At 65.2% G+C, this 20,280-nt stretch carries 15 protein-coding genes and 3 pseudogenes; 1 reads left to right on the top strand and 17 read right to left on the bottom strand.

The window, feature by feature from the left end:
- Positions 1-49 precede the first annotated feature (49 nt).
- From ACH0BU_RS15565 to ACH0BU_RS15585, 5 genes are all read right to left on the bottom strand, one after another.
- Positions 50-274: a hypothetical protein gene (locus tag ACH0BU_RS15565; protein WP_406889450.1), complete on the bottom strand. Its 225-nt coding sequence runs from the start codon at positions 272-274 to the stop codon at positions 50-52.
- Positions 275-276: 2 nt separating this feature from the next.
- Positions 277-483 carry a PRTRC system protein C gene (locus ACH0BU_RS15570; protein WP_406889452.1) on the bottom strand — a complete coding sequence of 69 codons (207 nt, stop codon included), beginning with the start codon at positions 481-483 and terminating at the stop codon, positions 277-279.
- 44 nt (positions 484-527) lie between these two features.
- Positions 528-956, bottom strand: a complete 429-nt coding sequence (locus ACH0BU_RS15575; protein WP_406889454.1) for a PRTRC system protein E — start codon at positions 954-956, stop codon at positions 528-530.
- A 35-nt stretch (positions 957-991) separates the two neighbouring features.
- Entirely contained in the window at positions 992-2,587 is a 1,596-nt protein-coding gene (locus tag ACH0BU_RS15580) for a PRTRC system ParB family protein (RefSeq protein WP_406889456.1), read from the bottom strand.
- Between the two features lie 131 nt (positions 2,588-2,718).
- Entirely contained in the window at positions 2,719-3,729 is a 1,011-nt protein-coding gene (locus ACH0BU_RS15585) for a deazapurine DNA modification protein DpdA family protein (RefSeq protein ID WP_406889457.1), read from the bottom strand.
- A gap of 73 nt (positions 3,730-3,802) precedes the next feature.
- On the opposite strand from ACH0BU_RS15585, the gene ACH0BU_RS15590 reads away from it, so the two are divergent.
- Positions 3,803-4,291 (top strand): hypothetical protein, encoded by a 489-nt coding sequence (locus tag ACH0BU_RS15590; RefSeq protein WP_406889459.1) that lies wholly within the window; start codon positions 3,803-3,805, stop codon positions 4,289-4,291.
- 6 nt (positions 4,292-4,297) lie between these two features.
- On the opposite strand, the gene ACH0BU_RS15595 is transcribed toward ACH0BU_RS15590, so the two are convergent.
- The 12 genes and pseudogenes from ACH0BU_RS15595 to ACH0BU_RS15650 form a co-directional block, all read right to left on the bottom strand.
- A complete protein-coding gene (locus ACH0BU_RS15595) occupies positions 4,298-4,804 on the bottom strand; it encodes a thermonuclease family protein (RefSeq protein WP_406889461.1) in 507 nt (168 codons plus the stop codon).
- Positions 4,805-5,043: 239 nt separating this feature from the next.
- Positions 5,044-5,385: pseudogene (locus ACH0BU_RS15600) on the bottom strand (DUF6927 domain-containing protein); the annotation flags it as partial.
- Positions 5,386-5,405: 20 nt separating this feature from the next.
- Positions 5,406-7,328 carry a reverse transcriptase domain-containing protein gene (locus ACH0BU_RS15605; RefSeq protein WP_024018999.1) on the bottom strand — a complete coding sequence of 641 codons (1,923 nt, stop codon included), beginning with the start codon at positions 7,326-7,328 and terminating at the stop codon, positions 5,406-5,408.
- A gap of 612 nt (positions 7,329-7,940) precedes the next feature.
- Positions 7,941-8,207, bottom strand: a pseudogene (locus ACH0BU_RS15610) (DUF6927 domain-containing protein); the annotation flags it as partial.
- Between the two features lie 32 nt (positions 8,208-8,239).
- Positions 8,240-8,530, bottom strand: a complete 291-nt coding sequence (locus ACH0BU_RS15615; RefSeq protein WP_500264278.1) for a zincin-like metallopeptidase domain-containing protein — start codon at positions 8,528-8,530, stop codon at positions 8,240-8,242.
- A 323-nt stretch (positions 8,531-8,853) separates the two neighbouring features.
- Positions 8,854-9,717, bottom strand: a complete 864-nt coding sequence (locus ACH0BU_RS15620) for an ArdC family protein (protein ID WP_500264279.1) — start codon at positions 9,715-9,717, stop codon at positions 8,854-8,856.
- A gap of 168 nt (positions 9,718-9,885) precedes the next feature.
- Positions 9,886-12,048 (bottom strand): integrase, encoded by a 2,163-nt coding sequence (locus ACH0BU_RS15625; protein WP_500264280.1) that lies wholly within the window; start codon positions 12,046-12,048, stop codon positions 9,886-9,888.
- Positions 12,045-13,832: a hypothetical protein gene (locus ACH0BU_RS15630; protein WP_500264281.1), complete on the bottom strand. Its 1,788-nt coding sequence runs from the start codon at positions 13,830-13,832 to the stop codon at positions 12,045-12,047. Before ACH0BU_RS15630 ends, ACH0BU_RS15625 begins: the two co-directional genes overlap by 4 nt.
- Positions 13,829-15,178, bottom strand: coding sequence for a tyrosine-type recombinase/integrase (locus ACH0BU_RS15635; protein ID WP_500264282.1), 1,350 nt, complete (start codon positions 15,176-15,178; stop codon positions 13,829-13,831). Before ACH0BU_RS15635 ends, ACH0BU_RS15630 begins: the two co-directional genes overlap by 4 nt.
- Positions 15,179-15,339: 161 nt before the next feature.
- Positions 15,340-16,083, bottom strand: a pseudogene (locus tag ACH0BU_RS15640) (ArdC family protein); the annotation flags it as partial.
- Positions 16,084-16,181: 98 nt separating this feature from the next.
- Positions 16,182-18,296, bottom strand: a complete 2,115-nt coding sequence (locus tag ACH0BU_RS15645; protein WP_406889462.1) for a ParB/RepB/Spo0J family partition protein — start codon at positions 18,294-18,296, stop codon at positions 16,182-16,184.
- 206 nt (positions 18,297-18,502) lie between these two features.
- Positions 18,503-20,275 (bottom strand): strawberry notch C-terminal domain-containing protein, encoded by a 1,773-nt coding sequence (locus ACH0BU_RS15650; protein WP_500264283.1) that lies wholly within the window; start codon positions 20,273-20,275, stop codon positions 18,503-18,505.
- Between the last annotated feature and the right edge of the window lie 5 nt (positions 20,276-20,280).

The following is a 20,280-nucleotide window of genomic DNA, read 5'->3' on the forward strand; positions in this document are numbered from 1 at the left end:
GAAGCTGGTCGGGATCGCGGGCGAAAGGCAGACCGCACGGCCGGCTAGGTCAGCCGAGCGGGGGCAATCGCAAGCCGGCTGGAGGTTGGAGGGGTTCGACCGGCTCTCCTTGCTGCGAGCCCGGTTCGAGGAGGATCTTGATGTGAAGGGCCTGGGCCTGCGCGTCGCAGGCCGGTCCGGGAGAGCGGGAAGTGTCGCCATCGTCGAACTCGATCCATTCGAGAAGTGTCTTGCGGGGTGCGGCGGGCACGACCGCTTCGGCTTTGCGCGACACGGCTAACCCTTGGTGCCGACGGCACGGCGATATTCGGTGACGTGGACTCCGGCCGTAACGCCGGCATCGACCAGCTCGGCGTTCAGGATCGCCGGGTACAGGGTGGCGTGGTAGGCACGCAGACCCTGCAGGTCGTCGGCGAGATGCGGCGGGACCGGAAGGTCGATCCCGTCATATCGATAAACGCGCTCGAGATGATTGATCTGCATGGAGCTTCTCCTGGGAGATGGAACGGGAGCTAGAGCGGCTGGGGTCACCACAGGCTCGCCGGCTCGTTCGACTTGGCCTCGGCTGGGAGCGCGGCCGGAGACGGCGCTGGCAGCGCCGAGGGGGCCACCGTCCTCGCCGGCGCCGATGTCGCCTTTGCCTTGGCGGCCTCGGCGGACGCGGCCTTGGCGGCCTCTGCGGCTTCGCGTTGGTCCGCAATCTGGTCAGCAAGCGTCTTGCGCGTGGCGATCAACTCGCCGAGCGCACCGTCGGGACCACGCGCGAGCTCCGCGTCGATCTCGGCCGCGCTCGCCGTGATCGAGATCGGGCGTGTTTCGCCGGCTTCGAGGGTGTTGGCCTTGCCCTCGATCTTCCTGGGAATGACGGTGAGGGTCACGGTGTCATCCGGACCCGCGACAAGGTCGAACCCCAGAGAGTAACGGTGCAGGAGCGGAAGCAGGTTTGCGATCAGCATGATCGTTCGTCCTTGTTGGGATGGAAAGAGATGGATCAGGCGGCGAGCGCTTCTTCGCGGGGGGCGGCGGCCCTTTCGGCCGCCGGCGGCGCGCCATAATTCCCGTCGAGCGTCATCGCGCTGGGGAGGCGGCCCGCCCAATCGAAGCCGCCGACGTTGAGCATGCCGGTGACGAGATCGGCCTTTTTCGAGCCGAGAAGCTTGGCGAACGCCTTTTCGCCCATGTGCGGGATCAGTCCGCATTCCCGGGCGATGAATTTGAGCTCGTCCTTGGTGTAGCGCTCGAGAAAGGCGCGATCGACCTGCCAGACCGGGCGGATGTCGACTTCGAACGCCCGGGCGAGATCAGCGACCTGGCCGAAGGTCTGCACGTCACGCGCGTAAGCGGCGCCGATCGCCGATAGGGCCGTCGCCGCCTGGGAGTCGGACAGCTCACGGATCTCTTCGATCTTGCCCTTGAAGGTCAGGTCCGGGAACGATGGGTTCACTAGAAGCGCAGCCCGCGCCGTCAGCGTGCTGGACTTGATCTGGGAAAGCGTGCCGCTGAGCGCTGCCACAAGGATGGCGACCCGAGCGTGGTCGGCATTGTCCGCCAGCCCGCGCGCAAGCGCGGTCCGCCAGGTTGCTTCGCGCAGGTCGCTGGTCCGACTGGCAATCGACTTGGCGGAGACGCTGGGGCCGACCGCGCTGCCCCCGGACTTTCCAGGCGCGCGAGCCGGCGGAGCGCCGGGCGCCAGTGCGGCACGCCGTGCAATGGCCTCGACCCCGCCGACCGGCTCTTCCGCGTGAGGATCGGTGTCGCCTGTCTCGTCCGCAGGATCATGCCGGTCCTCGATGTCCTCGTCCGCATCATCGTCAGCGGCTGCCGCGCGCTCCTGCTCCTGCAGGCGCGCGCTTTCGACCGCTTCGGTCTTGAGCTGAAAGCATTCAGCGTTGGTGCAATGGCCGTCCTCGACGTGCGTCTCGAAGAGGGCGCGCTGGGTCCCCGAGTTGAACGGACAGGTCGTGCATTCGGACTTGTCGAAGCAGGCCTCGGCGAGGGTCTGGGTGACCCGCATGAGGAGATCACGCGTCTTCGCGATGTCGAGCCCGGCGCCAAGGATCGTCTCAAGCGCCTTGTCCTGCTTGTCAGCGGGCACGGCGGCGAGCAGCTCGGCATGCCCCACCTTGATGCGGCGTTCGTCGAGGGCGAGCTTCACCGCCTCCGAAAGGTTGGCGAGCGCGAGGCGACGATCGAGCTTTCCGCGGGACCATCCAAGGCGCCGGCCGGCCTCGGCGCGGTCGTTTTGGCAGGCGGCGAGGACACGAACCGCGGCATCGGCCTGCTCGGTCTCGGAGGCATCGGCGCGAATGTCGTTTTCATCGATCGCCGCCTCGAGCGCCTCCTGGTCAGTCATCTCGCGGATGATGACCGGAACTTCACCGTCGGCTCCAAAAGCCTCGACCGCGGCTCGATAGCGGCGCCCGCCCGCGACGATGGTATAATGATCGTCGCCATCGGCCGCCGGTCGCACCAGAATGGGCTGAAGCATGCCGCGTAGCCGAAGCGATGCGACAAGTTCCTCGTGCTTCTGCCTATCGAAGTAGCGGCGCGGATTGTAGCCAATGGCTATCCGGGCGAGTGGGACCATGCTGGTCCCCGTGGATCGGGGTGTGGTCAAGGCCTGTCTCCTTGCAGGAATGGCGGGGCAGCTCCGTCGCGGACGCGTGCCTCCCTCTGGCGAGCCTCATGCTCACCCCTTCCTGCCCCCCTCCTCTCTCCTCAGCCGGCGAGCCGCTCCCGGTAGATGTCGGCTGCCCATGTCTCGACCCACGGTGCCGTGACCTCGTCATGATCCAGATCGCCGCTTTCGATGAGGTCGCGGATTTCGGCGCGAGCCTGCGTGATCGCAGCCTCCCAGGGGTCGTCGGGAGTCGGATCGGGTTCTATCGGCTTATGGTGCGGCAGCCGCAGAGGCGGGCTGGCGAGACGTCCATGCTGGGCGACCACCCACCGCGCCAGATGGCTGGCTACGAACCGGTCGCTCTTGGCGACGCCGAGGCGGCGCGCGTCTTGCCGGGCACTGACGCCGTAGGCCTGGCTGTCGATCGACGCGATGCGGTGCCCGAAGGGAAGCAGGAAGGGCAGCGCCGTCCCCTTCACGCCAAACGCGTGCAGCCGCACGCCCAAGGGCAGGATCTGATCCAGATGGTCGATGACGGCGATCAGCCCCTCCGGCCCGTGGATATCTCTTCGGCACATGCTACCGACACCGATCAGCGATCCGGGCGTCAGGGAGTCCCAAAGCGCATCGATGCAGCGCTCGTAGTCGGTCGGTCTGCGACCCTGGATGACGGGCATGAGCGTGTCGGCGATGCCGTGATCCTGGGCGAGGCGCCGACATTCGCGATTGGCGCGTATGGTACGTGCGAGACGGTCGATGACCTCCTCGCGGTCTTGGGCGACCTCGGCCTCCACGCAGTAATCGGCGCTCGCCCACCATCGGAAGGGATATGCCGCCGCCAGCGCGACATAGTCGGCCAAGGACCAGGGAAAGCCGCCGTATCGGGCGGCCGCCACGAAGCCTGCGGAGTCGAGGCAGAGAGCCGATAAGCCCGTGGCATTGCGGAGCTGGGAAAACCGCCACCCTACCCACTCGCGCCAGCCACGCCGATCCGACCAGCGCGATAGCGCGTTTGCGGAGATGAGGGCGGGCAGCTGCAGTGCGCGAGCCTGGCCCAGGATCGGGCCTTCGCTGAGATGCGGCAGGCCGACGATGATCTCGATCGACATGTCTGACTCCCCCTCGGGTTGATGTTGACGGGGAGATTTGTTCACGATACGTTCTGGCGGCAGGAGATTTGCCGTGACGACTTCGCCATTTCGCGACCGCTTCGACTTCGACATCACGCTGCGCGATGCAGCACTGGACGCGGAGAACCGCCCTACCCGCCGCATCATCGCCAACGCTTCGATCGGCTTGCACGTCGAAGACGCCTATTATTCGGTGCGCGAGCTTCGGGAGGCCGTGAGTTGGGTCCACGAGGGCATTCCTGCCGGCAAGGGGAAGCTATCCGAGATCCTCGCCAACGACGGCGCCGACGATTTTCAGCGATGCATCTATTTCTGCCTCGCCGGTCGCGGCGTCGTGGCGATGCTCGATGATCTAGAGTGGCTTGAGGATCTTCTCGAGCGGCGCGGCCGGGTAGCGGGGGAGCAGAAGCGGCTGAAGGCGACGGCTATGCCGCTCACGAACCCTTATGTCGCCGATGCCCCGGACGGTCCGATGGTCAAGCTGGACGCCGCCTTCGAGCAGGGCCCGTCATGGTGGGCCGATCCGAGTTTGACCGTCTAGGCGGAGTCAGCGCTCACACTTGAGGCGCTGGCCATGCCGCCAGCGGGAAGGCTGCAGCCAGGAGCCGGCGAACGCCCCTGCCCTTCTCGCTTTGGCTTGCGCGAAGGCCGATGCGTAGCGTCGGACCCGGGCGGCATCATCGCGGAGATATTGCAGCTCAGGCACGGCCAGCCCGGCGCGGATCATCCGTTCGCCGAGGTCCTGCCCGTCGACTACGACTGTCGCCACGGGTCGTCCGTAGGAGCTGCCCGACCTGAGGCTGATCGTCGCTGCCTTGGATCGCAGCGCGGTGGCGGCGAAATCCTGTGCGGCCTTCCCACACGCCCAGCATCCAGAAGCGCTCTGGCAGAGTTGTCGCCGCTCAAACGCATCGACGCCCAGCAGGCGAAAGTCCACGGCGACCGTGTCGCCATCGAGAGCGCGCGCCTTGGCATCGAAGGTTTGCGGGGCGGCGGCCGCGGAAGCGGCGAACGACAGTGCCGCCGCGCCGGCAAGGGCCAGGCCGCGCTTCAAGACACCATCTCGACTTCGACGCGTTCGCCGCAAGCTGGTAAGGTGCAGACACGAAAGGGCTGCATCGGGTTGGTCGTTCGCACGATGCTGATGCGCCCTGGCCGCTCGTCGAAAAGTCGGGAGGCGACGCGGTTCGCGTTTTCGCCACTGCAAAGAAGCAGCCGCTTGGGTGAAAGACCGGGGCTGAAGGAAGGCATAGCGGATCCTCTTCGGGGCGAGCATGATACCGGCTGAGCGGTTCAGGCAAAGATCGTCTTGTGGACCTTGGTGATCGGCACGACCTGCCACTGCCGCTCCATGAACCGGCTGATCCGGTAGCGGCCGCGGGTCTCCGGATCGCGGAGCGTCATTCGGCGGCCCCGCTTTTCGATGATGAATTCCTGCCCCACATGGCCATCGGAGAAGGTGATCGGCTCCTCGAGGCGGATCCGGTCGCCGTCCTCCAGCTTGCGGGAGCGGCGTTTCAGGTTCTCCGCGCAACGGCGGCGCCAATCGAGGGCGTGCTCCTTGTCGGTCGGCGTCAGGAGGTCGAGGATGTGCTGCGGGCAATTGTCCTCGCACGGACCCATCGCTTCCGTCAGTCGGGTAGGATTGGTGCTGCTCATGGAGTCAGCCCTGATCCCCCCGCCGAACCGCACGTGCAGCTTTCACCGCATGCGGCTCTCCACTGTGACGAACCATCACTTTGCCGTAGATCGGGCAGGCGGCCTCTGTGAGTATCCCAGTGGCATTGCTCGCACAGGACCACCGTCCTGCGGGCGCGTGCCACCTTCATTCTCACGACAAAACCGCGGTGCGAAACATCGGCCATCCCCCGGATATGGTGCACCTGACACGGAACATCGGATCGACCGCAAGCCTCGCATTGCTTGGCATTCTGACGATCAACCCAGTCCGTACGTGAGTGGGTGAACACCTGCGTCCAAGGCTGGATATCAATCCTGGACGAGGTGGCCGGATCACGTTTCAGATGAGCCAGTTTCCAGACTTTGACCGATCGGGGCTGGCCATCGACGTCGTAGCCGATGGTGAATTCCTGCCCCGTCCTCATGCGGGCCACGACCGCTCGCACATTGGTTTTGTGCTTGCTGGCCAAGGTCTTGAACAAGCTCCACCGCTGGAGAAACTCAAGCCTGTTCAGCTTGAAGCTCACATCCTTGGCGAGAGCATAGTAGTTCGCAAAACCCCGCAATTCGGCGTTGTAAGCTAGGACGATCTCAACGTCGCTGCAGCTGAGCAGCAGGCTACGATGACGCGGCTTCAACACCGACAGATCACCATAACCTTTTGCAGAAGCGAACGCGTGGACCTTCTCCCAAGGGACATGCAGCTGCATCACTTCCGACGGCGGCCTACGAAGGAAGCTGACGGAACCTTGTCGGCTCCGGACAACCCGTTGGCGTGTCGTATATGTGCGGACCTCATATCCAAGGAAGGCGGCTCCATCGCTCGCCTTGCGGATACCGCTTTTCTCCTCGGACACCGTGAGCGCCAGCGCCTCGGTCAGGAATGCCCTGACTTCGGCGAACACGCTTCGTGCATCCTCCTTGCTACCGATAACCCCAATCATGAAGTCGTCCGCGTAGCGACAGTAACGAAGTCGGCGATAACCGGGGTCCATCGCGTCTCTCGACGGGATGGACCGCTTTTGCGGCAGTAAGGTTTGGATTTTGGCCAAGGAGGCCGCAACCTTCACCTCGTCGACATTGTCTTTGGCCCGCAGCATGGTGACGCGCTTCCGTTGTTTCTGGATGCGCCCAGCCAGTCGCCCATATTCCGGGTTCGTGGCACGGACCTTCCCCCTCTCGAAAGCCGCGATCCGTTCCGCCATGAACATATCGAGTTCATGGAGGTAGATGTTGGCCAAGATTGGAGAGACGATACCGCCCTGCGGAGTGCCGCTGTAGGTCCGGGTGTGAACCCGGTCTTCCATAACACCCGCCTTAAGCATGCTGCCGATCAAGCCGATGAATTTCTCGTCATCGATCCTTTTCCGCAACAGCCGCAGGAGGATGTCGTGGTCGATGTTCTCGAAGAACCCCGCGACATCCACATCTACGAGCCATTTCACCCCCGTCCATACGGCTTTGACGTGTTCAAGCGCCGTATGACACGACCGGCCCGGCCGGAATCCATGGGAGGCGTTCGAGAACACCGGTTCATAGATCCGTTCGAGCAGTTGCCGCGCCACTTCCTGAACGAGGCGGTCGTCGCGCGTGGGAATGCCCAGCGGACGCCGTTTGCCCTTGCCTTTCGGGATAAACACCCGACGCACTGGTTTGGGATCATAGGTCCCTGCCGTCACGCTGGCGATAATCGGGTCGAGGTCTTCCGGTCCGAAGTCCGCGAAGGTCTCGCCGTCAATACCCGGCGTCATCGCACCCTTGTTGGATCCGATCTTCTGGAGCCCCTCCTCCCAAAGGAGGCGAGACCCCATCAGACGATAGAGTCCATTCACCCTTTTGCCCGACGCAACGAGCGCCGGAATGGCCTCCAACCGGCCTTTCACAGTTTCTGGCAGCATCAGCACACCCCATGATCGGTGGTTGAAGAATCACAGCTGCCGCCCTTCCCCCGGTCTTCCCCGCTTTCGGCCCGATCGCTCGAGACCTTATACAGTTGCACCGCCGCCTCCGAAGAGGTCGATGTCCCGGGCATTACCCCGGGCATTTGAGTAATATGGCGGCTCCGTACCCATGCAGGCCGGCAGAAGCCGCCTGTTTAGGGCATCCCGTAGTTACGCTGAATGGAGATGCGGCGCGGTTAGGTGTCCCGTTCGTCCACTAAACCCCTCGACGAGAGGCGCACCGGATGGGCTGAGAAACAGGCGGCCAAGACATGAGACCGCTGTCATCATCCGGACCTGGCGTGACAGTCGCTTTCGCCAGTATCGCTATATAGATTGCTGCAGACTGGGATTTAAGCAGTGTAGCCTTCACCATACGCACCTTGCCCTGACCGTCATCGCCTCCATTTGCGACTAAGACGCATCTGGCCTTTTCCGAACATGCTATTGTTCCCCGTCCCTTTCGGGATTTCAGACCTTGTGAGGCCCGAGGTTAGTCCGGCGAGCAGAGGCATTCTCAACTTACCTCATCATCACTGATACTCCATTTCAGCGCCGCAACGGCGCACTGTCCTTGTAGCCGAACTGCTCGCGGGTCTTGCTGCCGGGATTCCAGAGAACCTTGCAGATGATCGCGAAAACCTCGCCGCCAACTCCATTGGTCATCACCTGCGCGGCCGCATAATAGGTACGGTTCTGCGGACAGGACGAGGCAAGAACCCTGAGGCCCGAGGTGCCGTCATCGACGGTGCGAGTATAGGTGAACTGGTCGTCGAGATACGCCTTCGCCGAGGCGTGACCCCCCATCGACGTGAAGGGCATGGTAAGCCACCCCATAGGGAACATCCTTTCGAAATCGGCGGAAAAGGTCAGGCCGCCGCGGCCAACGTCGCGACGGGGGCGGAGGCCGGTGTGGCCTGCGCCCGCTGATCGGAGCGTAAAGCAAGCAGGTAGTTGAACGCCTGCTCCGCTTTGGCCGCCGCGTGGATGATCGCGGTCTTGTCGGCGCGAAGAATGCCGAGCCAGTGAGCGACATAACTCGCGTGATTGTCGTGCAGTGCGTTGGGAAGCGTGAGCTGCGCGCAGACGAGGCCGCTGCCGATCTCGGCGACATATCCTGACAGTCCAGCCAAAAATGGCGGTTGGAAGGTAAAAACCATCGGTGCCTCCAGCACTGCCCAAAACCCCATGGCTCCCCCGAGGCGGGGGTGGGCGGCGAGAACGACCGGAGAGGCCCGCGCAAGCGGCGGGCCGCACCTGGAGGGGCGAAATGAAATGGAGCAGTTCGGCGAAGCCGGGCTTGCGGCGCGCCGTGGCGGGCCTAGCAGGGAGCGCCGACCAGACCCGCATCGAGGGAGGCCAAAGAAATCAGCGCCGCCGCGCCAGCGGCGTCCGCTGGTGAGCGGGCGAAGCCCGCGCATCGGCATGCGCGAAGCGGCCGAGCCCGCGAGGGATCGGCCGCTCAGCCTTGGTCGCTGCTGGATCATGGCTGCTGGGCGTGCATCCAGTCGGCTGCCGCTTGCGCCTTGCTCGCCGCGGTGAAGATCGCCCGGGGCTCGTCCTTGAGCATTTGCAGCCAGGAAGCGATATAGGCCGCGTGATCGGGTCGCGGTTCGTGCGCGATCCCGAGATCGGCGAGCAGGAACGATGCGGTCAACTCAGCGGTCGCTTCCTCCATGGCGAGCGCGTGCCTGGTCCACTTGGCGCTGAAATCCCGGTCGAGCCGATGGGCTGCGCCACTGGCGTGGGCTGCCTCATGAATATGGGTGGCGTAGAAGCCGTGGGCATCGTGGAAGGCGCTGAAATCCGGCATGTGGATGCGGTCTTCGGCGATATGATAATAGGCGCTGGCCGAGCCGTAGACGGTATCGATGCCGAGGGCGGCGATGAAGGCTTCGGCGGCGGCGAGGCGTTCGCTCTCGGGCAGATCCGGCCCCGGTTCGGGCGCATAGCCATCGACCTGGTCGGCGTTGAACAGGCTGAACACCTTGGCGAAAAGCCGTCGGTGTTCGTCATCGTCGCCGGCGTCGTCGCTCTTCGCGCGAAACTCCTTCCAGAGGACGCCGAGGCTGGCGTGCTCGCCCTTGCGGACCTGCGCGCCGAGCGCCTGCCACTGGCGATAAGTGCCCCAGACGCCGCTCGCATAGCCGCTGCCATAGGCGGCGGCCCAGAGCGAGACCGTATTTATGCCGCGATAAGGCTTGCCGCTGGCGATGTTGGTCGGGCGGGTGACGTCGGTGCCGGAATGATGCCACGGCATGCGCCAAGTGCCGGTGCCGGCTTCGATGGCATCGACGATCGCTTGCGTGACGCGAGCGTAGATGTCGACACGTGGTGAGGCTGACATGATCTGTTCTCCGTTCTCGCGCCGGGGACCATCCCCGGCGGCGGAGGCCTGTTCGCGCCGGGCACAGGGGGGTTCGCGCACCCGCAGGGCCGCAGCGAAGCGAAGGACGGCGAAGCCATTGCGCGGGCGCGCCGACCGGCGCAGGACTCCGCCAGCAGCCGGGGTGGTCTACGGCGCGGGAGGATCGATCCCGGCAATCACCGCGGTCAGACGATCCAGCTCGCGCTGGAGCGCCTGACGCTGGAGATCGGAAATGCGCCGTTCGCGTAAGTGCGCCCTGGCATCGGCAGCCGCGCGGTCCCAGGCCGGCCTGTGGCGAGCGGTGATGCAGGCATTGGGACAGCGGGTCGGCTCGCACAGGGCGGTGAGCGGCTGCGCGGGATCGGGGATCGTCACGCGCTTGAGGCAGAGCGCGGTCGCGGGATCGAAGAAGCAGTCCGCGAGCGGCCCGACATGGAAGGTGCGCGCAACGCTGGCGAGCATGACGCGCAGGCGGGCGCGATCGGCGATCATGACGGGCAAAGGCCCATGTCTGACGGCGGCATCGTCGAGCGTCCGCGCGATACGCGGTCCCGCCGGACCGCCGAGCGATGCGCCGCCCTGACGCCGGTCGAAATAGTCCAGCAGATCGTCAATCTGACCGAGCCGGCGCTGCGCCTCGACCTCGGCACGAAACCCCGATGCGCTGGTCCCGGCATAGCCTTCGAACGCGGCGACCGAGGCGTGCTTGTACTGGATCATGCCGGCGATGGTGCCGAACGGACGGTTGGCGATGTGCCATGCGATCGTGCGCCGGAACTGCCGCGTCGTGATGCGCCACGGCTTGCCATCGGGACCGGGCGGGATGATCGGCTCATCGGGGCTGCCGAAGGCGGTATTAAGGTGGTCACGGAAGGTGTTGAGCTGGCGGACCACTTCGCTCGACAGATGCGTCTTGGCGACGGCGCGGGCTTGCAGCACCGGCCAGAGCGTATCGCTGCCGCTGGCGCGTGCCGGCCCTGCCGACAGGCGTTCGAGCACCATGATCGCGGCTGCGACCGGCTCGATCGTCACCCAGCTCGCCGCCTCGCCCATGGCCGCCCGGCGCTTGTAGATGGTCGATCGGATGCGATGCCGCTCGATCAGGCCGTCCTCACTACGCACAATCGAGAGGCACCCGCGCCGCATCGCCTGCACCTCGCAGTCGCGCATGCCGGTCAGGTAGGCGCACACGATATAGGCGGCCGCCTGGAGCATCCGTTCCTCATGTGCGAGAGTCTTCGCATCGAAACGTGCGCGCCATGGCTGACCGCTCTCGGGATCGATCGAGATCGGCGTGTCCATGCCGCCGACCTCCACCCCCAGCTCGGCCGCCACTGCGTCGATCAACCTCGCTTCACCGCCGGTCAGCATGAAATGCGCGCCCGGCTCGGCCTGCACGTCGATCCCGGCATGGAGATGCAGGAGATGGGCGTTGATCGGTGGGGTCACGGCGCCGGTGTTGGGATCGACGCGCAGCTTGCCATTATGAGCCGTGCCCCAGATCGGTGCGCCGCGCCCCTCGCGGCGTCGGCGACCGAAATAGGCCTTCAGGCGGGTGCGGCGACGTTGCCGGCGATCAGCGTCCGGAAGGCCGGCGTCGGCGGCGGCAAGGCGATCCCGGCGCGCTTCGAGCCGCGCAAGCTCGCGGCGGGCGGCCAGAATATCATCTGCGAACATGGTGACATAGCGCAACGACCATGCGAGCAGCGCGGCGATGACCTCTTCCGGGAAGCGCGGCGTGCGGTTCTCCCGGACATGGCGGTAGCCCGCAACGCGGGCGGGCGCCTGTCCGGCCCAAGGCTCGAATGCAAGGCCTCCGCCAGCGAGGTGGTCACGATAGTAATAGAGATCGGAAACCACTTCGAGGAGGTGGCCGACGATGACGGGTCGTCGGGCAGGATCGTCACGAAGATGACGGGCATAGGCATCGACCAATGCCTGATCGATACGGCAAACGTCGAGCCGTCCGAGCCGCTCACGGGCGAAGGCGAAGAACCGGCGGGCACGGTTGAATACTTGGCGGATGCTCGCCGGTGGTAACTTCGTTCGATAGCCCGGAAGATCGACGTTGAGGCGCGCGTAGAGATAGGCGCGCATCGCCGCCTGCACATCGGCATGTTCGAGCACGTCGAAATGCACGGTGACGTGGCAGCGCCGGGCGTTCTCGCGGAAGACGGCGGGACCGAGATCCCAGCTCGGGTCGCCGACGCGTGATAGCTCCTCACGGATATGGCCTTCCTTGAGCGGCGCGCTCGCCAGCACGGGGCGATCGTCGAAGGCGGGCGCCTGGACATGGGCTGGCATGGTCATGTGCGTGCCTCCGGCGGCAGATAAAGCCGCTCGCTCTCCATCTGCCGGCGCGCATCGGCGATGACGGCATCGGAGAAGGCCGGCACGACCTGGGCGGTGATGCGAGCATGGACGCGGCCGAACTTGGCCGCCCAGTCGGTCGCGGACAGACTCAACCGCTGCTCTTCGACGAATGCGAGGAAGGCGAGGATCGCGGGGAGCTTGCGCACGGTGATGACGGCGTTGGAACAATCAAGGCAACCCCAGAAGGGCTGCGCGCAGGGTGATCCGGCCTCGGCGAAGGGACTGTTGTGGAAGCCCGCGCAGGCGGCGAGCCAGACATCCTGTTCGCCGTCGAGCAACGGACCCACGGTATCGGGCGGCAGCAACGGCGCGGCCTGTTCGGGTGCTTCGCGCAGCGCCTGCTCGGCGGTGGGCGGAAGCACGGTCGGTATCGCGGCGGCGACTGCTGCGCGAAAAGCATCGGCGACGGCCATCTCGTGCAGGGGCCGGAGCGACGGCAGATCGGCGTAGTGGCGCGCCGCCACCTCGCGCGAGTGGCCGACCGCGAAGCGGGTCATATGCCCCTCGGTCTTGGTGTACCATAGCGCCTTGTGGGTCTTGCGGAGCCGGGAGAGCAGCAGGTGGAGGGGCTTGCCGTCGTCATCGACAATATCGTGCTGAGCTACCCAGGCATCGATCCGTTCCGTCGGGTGGCGGATACCTGCCCGCAGGGCGCCAGCGTTGTGATAAGCCCAAAGACGATCGTCGTTCAGATGCTTGCGGGTAGTCGCCGTGACCTCGATCAGGCGACGAATAAGACCGCCAGGCGTGCCGCCCCCGCCGTCGCGGATGCGCATGCTCTTGTGCTCGGCGCCGCGGGCGCGGCGCTTGAGATAGCGCAGCTCCACCGTGCCGGCATGCGGGTTGGTGAGACAATCTATGGTCAGCGCCTTCAGGCACTCGGGCTCGAGGCCGGTATCGAGCGTGAGCAGCACGAGCAGTGCCGGCAGGTCGCTCGCGAGCAGATGGTGCCGGCCATGGAGGTCATCGACCAGCGTGCTGATCGGCAGACCGCGCCGCATGCGCATGAAATAGAGGCTCTTCAGCGCCGGATGGTCTGCAACGATAAAGCCCTGCCGCGCGATGATCGCTTCGGCATCGGCGCGCGCCCTGGCGATGACCGGATCGCCCTCATCGGTGCGGTCGTCGGCGCCGAGACGGCGGAACATCGTCTCGACATCGGTCCTCGCGGCGTCGCGCAACGCGCGGGCGACGAAGGGGCTATAAGCATCGCGCGGGGTCGAGCGGCCCGCCGATGTGGCCAGCGTGTAGCGCACCCTCTCATGCAGGTCGGGCGCGATCCGATCGGGCCGGTCTGCCTCGATCGCGCGCAATGTGTTGACGATCTTGCCGACCGATATGTGCCGGTGGATCGCGCCCATCCCGCGCTGTTCGAGCGCGGAGGCGAACCCATCGATATGGACTGCGCGCAGATCGCTGACGCCGGTCACCTCGGGCGCACCATCGCCAAGCCAGGCGAAGAAGTGACGATAGACCTGCACATACTGCTTGATGACGCTGGCCGCACCGATGGGGCCGCCGAGCGCTGCTGATCGACGCAGCGCGCCGGCGAAGGCGATAGCGAGCGGGCGAGGATCGAGTGCGGCCATATTAACCTGGACCGTTCCGCCATGCCGGGCCTCGATGGTGAACTTGAGGCCGAGCACCGGATCGGGCTTCTGCGGCTCCGGCGTGATCGGCGCGAAGGCGATAGGCCGGCCCTTACGGGGATGCCCGCTCATACGCTTTGCGACCCCGGCAGCAACGCCAGCAGCTCCTCGACGGCCGCGTCCACCGTATCGGCGCGGGTCGCGATATGATCGAGGTAGATATAGGTGGTGGTGAGGCTCGCATGTCCGAGGAGGCGTTGGACCTGTTGCAGCGGGTCGCCGAGGATCAGCCGGTAGCTCTCCACCGGCCCCGCCGGCAATGTCGCTTCGCGCAGCCGCTGCTGGATCAGCAAGGCGAGCATATGGACCGCGAATGTATGGCGAAGCTGGTGCGGGCTGATCGACAGCGGGAAGCCGTTCTCCGCGCACCGGTTGCAGGCGCGGGTGAAGATCACCTCCCACGAGTTGGGGCGGACAGGCTGCCCGACCTCGGTCAGCCACAGCGCCGCCGGCTCGCGGGGCGGTCCATCCTCGTCGCACAGAATCAGGCGGCATCGTTCCTCCGGGGTGCAGACATCGCGCATGCGGTCGAGTCCGGCGCGGGTGACAGGGATCGGTCGTTCGAGCTTGGCCGCGCCATAGCGCGCGGCGAACTTGGCCACGCCCGCTGCTCGCTCAACGGCGACATAGGCGGCGATCTGGCGAAGCAGCCGACGCGGGAGCAGAACGCTACGTCCCCGGTCGCCCTTGGTGAGCGGCGGCGGGAGAGGCAGCCAAAGTTGTTGGGCATCGCCGTCCGCGCGGTCGATCGCCGCGAGCTCGGCGGTAAGCAAGCCCGACGCCTCTTCGAGGCGCAGGCCGGTGGTGACGAGAAGATCGGCGAACAGTGCGTTGCGCAGCCCGTTACGGTCGCGAGCACCGGGGCGTTCGGTGCCGTCAGGGGTGAGCCCGCGCAGGCCGACCTCGCGGAAAATACGATAGTCGTCCATCGTGACGAACCGCACATCCGACCGCTTGGCGACACGTTCATAGGCGTCGTTACGCGCCGCGATCATGCCGCGACGGCCACCATGCGCCGGTCGCCACACGGCACGGCGGCTGAACGGCGCGTCGGTGATCAGTCCGTGCTGCTCCCCCCAACGGTAAAGGCGATCGAGACTGGCGACGGCGCGGTTCCAGCTTGCCGCCGTTATCCGGTGATGGGCCTCGTCGCGGCGTCGCTCACGATGATAGGCATCGACATCGTCGCGGGTCGCAGCCCACACGGTCTTGCCGCAGGCATCGAGAAAGCGGAGCCAGACTACGACATCATAGGCATAGGCGCGAAGCGAGTGCCGCGAGCGGATGCCCGACAGCGGCAGATCGAGAAAGAAGCGATCCAGATCGGGATCATAGAGCGCGTCGTCGCGCAGGATCAGCGGCACATGCGCATCAAGGCCCTTGGCCTCGCGGCGCTCGCAAACAGTAATGATCGACACCGGCACGAAACCCTCCCCCGGACCCCCCACCCGGAAGCTGACCTCGCACCGTTGCGCCCTATGGCCCGGCAGCAATCAGGCTGGCCTTCGCCAGCTCTTGGGTCAGCGCTACGGCCAGCCTGATTACTGCCTACCGTGGACGTCCATCGCCGACCTTAATGCAATGTTGCGGACGACGCAGACTGTCCGGATAAGGCGACCAGCTCCTCGAATGCGTAAGCTTGATCACCGAACCGCTTGCCGAACGTGCGCGCAAGGCGGGTGGTGCCGCCCGACCAGTGCGTCGTCTCGTGCGCGCGCACCGACGCATAGTGATCCATCGACTTGAAGGAGCGCGGATGCGGAATCTGGATATAGTCGAGGGTCGGGTGGAAGAAGGCGCGATTGCCGCCGTGGCGTACGTCCGCGGGTATTGCGCCAAAGAAAGCGTCGATCGCGCTTTGTCGCGCCGACGGGTCCACAGGATCGTCATCCTCAGCGCCGGGATAAAAATAGGCCGGCAAGCCATCTATTTGATCGGCGTTGAAGACTACATAGTGCCGCAGGAACCGGATGTTCTTCTCTCTCTCGGCACCCGTGAGTGGGTTGGCCTCAGTCTTCTTGAAGCTGGAATAATAGACCGAGAGCGAGCCGCTTTCACCGCGGCGAACATTTGCGCCGAGGGCCTCGGCCTGGCGGTAGGTCATCCAGTAGCGCGATCGATAGCCGTTCGCATCGGCGATCGCCCACAAATAGACAGTGTTGATGCCGGTGTAGGGCGTGCCGCAGTGACGCAGCGGGCGGCCACCTGCACCGGTCACGCGCCAGGGTCTACTCCATGGAGCGACACCTTCCTCCAGTTTACGGATGATCAGGTTGGTGATCTCCGCCGCGACGTCCCGGCTCGATTTCGGTTTTGCGCGCATGGCGATGTGCTCCAGTCGCGTGGAAGGGATGGCCGCCAGCGCAGGCGCGCCGGCGGCCACTCCTGGATGATGTGGGTCAGCGTGACTTGTCCGGCCGGTCAGGCCGCGACGGGCTCGGGAACGTCGCCGCTCTCGGCTGTGGGCAGGGCCCCGACATCGTCGGGCAGGTCTTCGCCCCCGGCATCGTCGAAGGGATCGACCGCGGCCGCGCCCTCCACGTCGAGGAATCGCATTGCGTTAGGCACCCAGGCGAGCGCAGCCTCCTTGACCTCAGGTTCGACGATCAACTCGCCGGCGAACAGCTTCTGGCAGCTCTCGGAGATCTCCGTCTTCTTGAGCGAGGCGTGACGCGCGGTGAGCGCCGGCCCGCCGATATCGTGAAGGAGGCTGAGTATGGTGCCCTTGTTCACGCGGTCGAAGAAGTTCTCCGAGGTTGGCCGCCACCAACTCGCGACATCGATCTCGAGGATCGTAGCCAGTCTGTTGTGGAGCGGGATCTGCACGTTGGAGAGGCCAGGCTTCGCCGCAAGCGACAGCGCGACGATATAGGCGAGCCAGTTGGCCTTGCTGTCGTCGTCGAGGGTGCGGAATGCCTCGAAGCGCTCGACCTCGCTGTCGTGCTCGGTCCAGGCGGCGTCGAGACCATCATGAGCCTCGGCCAGGTACGAGCGCGCACGCGAGCTCGGCATGTCGCCAACGAGTGGATCCTGCGGGGCCATCGCCTGGATCGTTGTGCCATACCGAACCGCACTGTCCGAGGCCCCACCAGCCGAGCACATCCGGGCATCGATCATCACAAACAGCGCAAAGTCGAGCGCCAGAGCGGGCTCGGCGAGAAGGGACGACGCGAGGATGTCGCGCCGCTGAATGGACAGCTCGTCATACAGCCGCCCGCTGAGCAGCTTCCCACCGGGTGCCACCGCTTCGGGCCGATGGGCCACCGGGGAGGAGCCTCGCTCGACGACGCGGAAGCTCCCCGTGGTCAATTCCTCGTCGCGGCGCTCGCCGTCACGAGCCGGATCACTCTCGTCCCTGATGGGTTCGGTCGGCTTCTCGATGATGATCGGCTGCTCGCTGTAGAACTGTGGATCGAGCCGCATCTCGCCCTGTGGTGTCAGGACCAGGAACGCGCCGACATGCGCCTTCAGCTCGTCAGGCAGGATCGGGGCACGGTTCTCGATCGCCTCGGCCTCGGCGATGAGCCGATCGTCTTCCTGATCAAGCGCCTTGAACTCGTCCTCCGGGAGTCCGGCAGCCTGCAGCTCCATCTCGAGCACATTGCGGCGCTCTGTGATCTCGGCGAGCCGCGCAGTCTGGGCGTCGGTCAGCTCGGGCGGCTGGAGAATGACCCGATAGAGGCCGTGGGCCGCATTGTGCGTGTAGTTGCTGGCAATCGGCCGGATCCACGCGAGCCCCGTCTCCTCGCCGATACGGCGCGCTTCGTTCTCCATGATCTCGCCGGCCAGTCGGTGGGCGATCTCCGGATTGACCCAGCGATCATTGCCGTCGGTGAAGAGGTCGCCATCGATCTTGCCGCCGGCCGCTCGGTAGCGTGGCTCCCCGACCAGCATGGCGATGGGATCACTGGCCTTCAGGGTTTCGTTCTCGATGACGCGCCGGATCGTGTCGGCGGTCACCTCGCTCTGCTTGTAGGTGTTCCAGACGAGCAGCTGCTTTTCGCGATTCTCGGTGGAGGCATATGCTTTTGCGATGTCCAGCGTGATCTCGCCCTTGCTCAGCGCCTCGAAGATGGGCTCGGCGAGCGCGGCGAGCCGCAGGCGACCCTCGACGAAGCGGCGGGTCACGCCGAACCGCTTGGCCACCGCGTCAATATCACCGCTCTTGCCGATGAAGTGCTGAAAGGCGCGGCACTCCTCCGCCGGCGTCATCTTGAGCTGATGGAAGTTGGTGGCGGTCGAGGTCTCCGAGAGCTCGGCATCCTCCCCCGTCAGCACCATGACCGGCACATCGTAGTCGGCTTCGGAGATCGTGCCGCGCTCCGCCAGGAGACGAAGCGCGCGCCAGCGCCGGCCCCCGTCGAACACCTCGAAGGTACCGCGCGGCTTCTTCGCTGGAGTGACGAGAAGGTTTTGCAGGACACCCTTGGCCTCGATGCTCGCGGCCATGGGTCCGATCTGTAGCTGCTCGTCGGGCGCCGTGCGGACATTGATGGGCGAAAGACGCAGCTTGTTGAGTTTGACGGTCTGGATCACGGGGAATTCTCCTGCTGGCGCCCGGCAAGTCCCGGACACCATCCCCGACCCCCCTCCCCTCTCTCCCAGGCCAGAGTTGTCCGATCCTGGAAGCTGTCAGGCAGGAAAGCCCCTAATCAGTCGCACGGCGGCTCGCCCTACCCTGCTGCAACGATGCGGCCGAGTGTCTCGTCCGCGGCATGCAACGGAAGAAAGACGCGCGTGCGTTACTGGATCACCTCGGTGAAGCATCCCAAAGTTTTCAGCCATGCGAGTTGCTGCGGTGGTGCGCCGACCAGCTCGATCCGCTTGGAGCCGTTCACCAGCGATCGCTTGATGGTCATCTGGAACGGTCGGCTGAGATCGACGCTGCGGCCAGACAACACGGATTTGACGACGTCTGCAGTCGGCATGTTTTCGGCACGGTCGATGCCGAGCTTCGTGAAAAGTTGCACCACGTGCTCGTCGAAGACGAGACGTCCGAGCCAGGAGTTGCCGCCCTTGTCGGCGATGCGGTTGACCACGAGGTGATCGCTCGGCAGCGCGGACCAGATCGGGAGCAGCAAGCCGGTCGCAAGCCGAACGGTCTCCATATCAACCTTGTTCGCCGCCACCTCGGCTTCCTCGAGCCACTTCTCGCAAAACGCGTCGCGGTCGATCGACGTCCACGCGCTCTCGGACATTTCCTGTTCCCGCATATACTCACGTCGCGTCGGTCGCAGGAGTTCGAAGCGCGGGATCGGGGTTCCCTCCTTCTCCTCCATGAGGGCGCGGGCGCGGGTCTGAAGCGCGACCATGCCGGACTTGGCATTCACCAGGAACTCGGCCGTTGCGTCGCCGTCAGCGATATGGAGGATGCGGTCGAGACTGACCGGGGTTCGGCGATGCGCGATTTCGATGGTCAGAAGGTGCGAGGTCGCCCCGCTGACAGGGTCGATCCTCAACACCGTGTCGTCAATTAGCGTCGCGCTATCAACGAGGATCGTCTCGACGCCCACGTCGAGCCGGCCTGCGTCCCGAGCGGCCGAGACACGGGTCTCCACCAGCGAAAGAAATTCGTCAAAGATCTTGTTCTGAAGGGCGATCGGAAGCGCGAGAATTCGGTTGAGCCAACGCTGGATGGGTGGAAGCTCATCCTTCATCACCCCGTCCTTGTCGCAAAGCTCAAGTCCCGTCCGTCGTTCGAACTCATTGTGGGAGATGCTGGCCAACTTTCCGCCGACGAGCAGATGGAACCAGCTGACCAGTGCCGCGCAGGCATATTCGCTTTCAAGGTTGTCGGCCGGGTCGAAGAGGTTCTGCCCGCCGGTCTGACGCTGCCCGCGCGTGAGGGCACCAAGGCTGTCGAGGCGGCGCGCGATCGTGCTCGTGAAGCGAAGCTCGCCTTTGCAGTCGGTCGTGACCGGCCGAAAAAGCGGCGTGCTGGCCTGATGCGTCCGATGCGTGCGACCCAGACCCTGGATGGCCCGATCGGCGCGCCAGCCGGGCTCGAGCAGGAGATGGACGCGCTGCTCCTGGTTCGCGACGTCACGCGACGCATGATAGGACCGGCCCGTTCCGCCGGCGTCCGAGAAGATCAGGATCCGCTTGCGGCCCTGCATGAACGCGGCGGCTTCGGCCTGGCTGGTCCGGGCCGACCGGGACTCCAGCTTCTGCCGACCATCGCCGGACGAGACGAGCCGCTTGGTCCGCCCCGTCACCTCGGCGACATTTTCGTGGCCGAACTGCTCCAGGAGGCCATCGAGCGCGGAGGTGATCGGTGGCAGCGCACAAAGGTCTTCGATGAGCTGCGCTCGCGCGGCTTCAGCCTCTGGGTTGTAGACCGGGTTCCCCGCCTCATCCTCCATGGGCATCGAACGCTGCGTGCCCGTATCGTCGGTGAACACCCGCATCTGCCGCGTCGGGAAGGCGCGCTCGAGATAGTCGATCACATATTCTTTGCAGTCGCAGTTTATGTCGAGCGTGGCGGCGAGAGACGCAGGTTTCCTTCGGTTTTCCATGATTT

Origin of the sequence: Sphingomonas olei, assembly GCF_045369765.1 — a bacterium.
Taxonomy (GTDB): Bacteria; Pseudomonadota; Alphaproteobacteria; order Sphingomonadales; family Sphingomonadaceae; genus Sphingomonas; species Sphingomonas panaciterrae.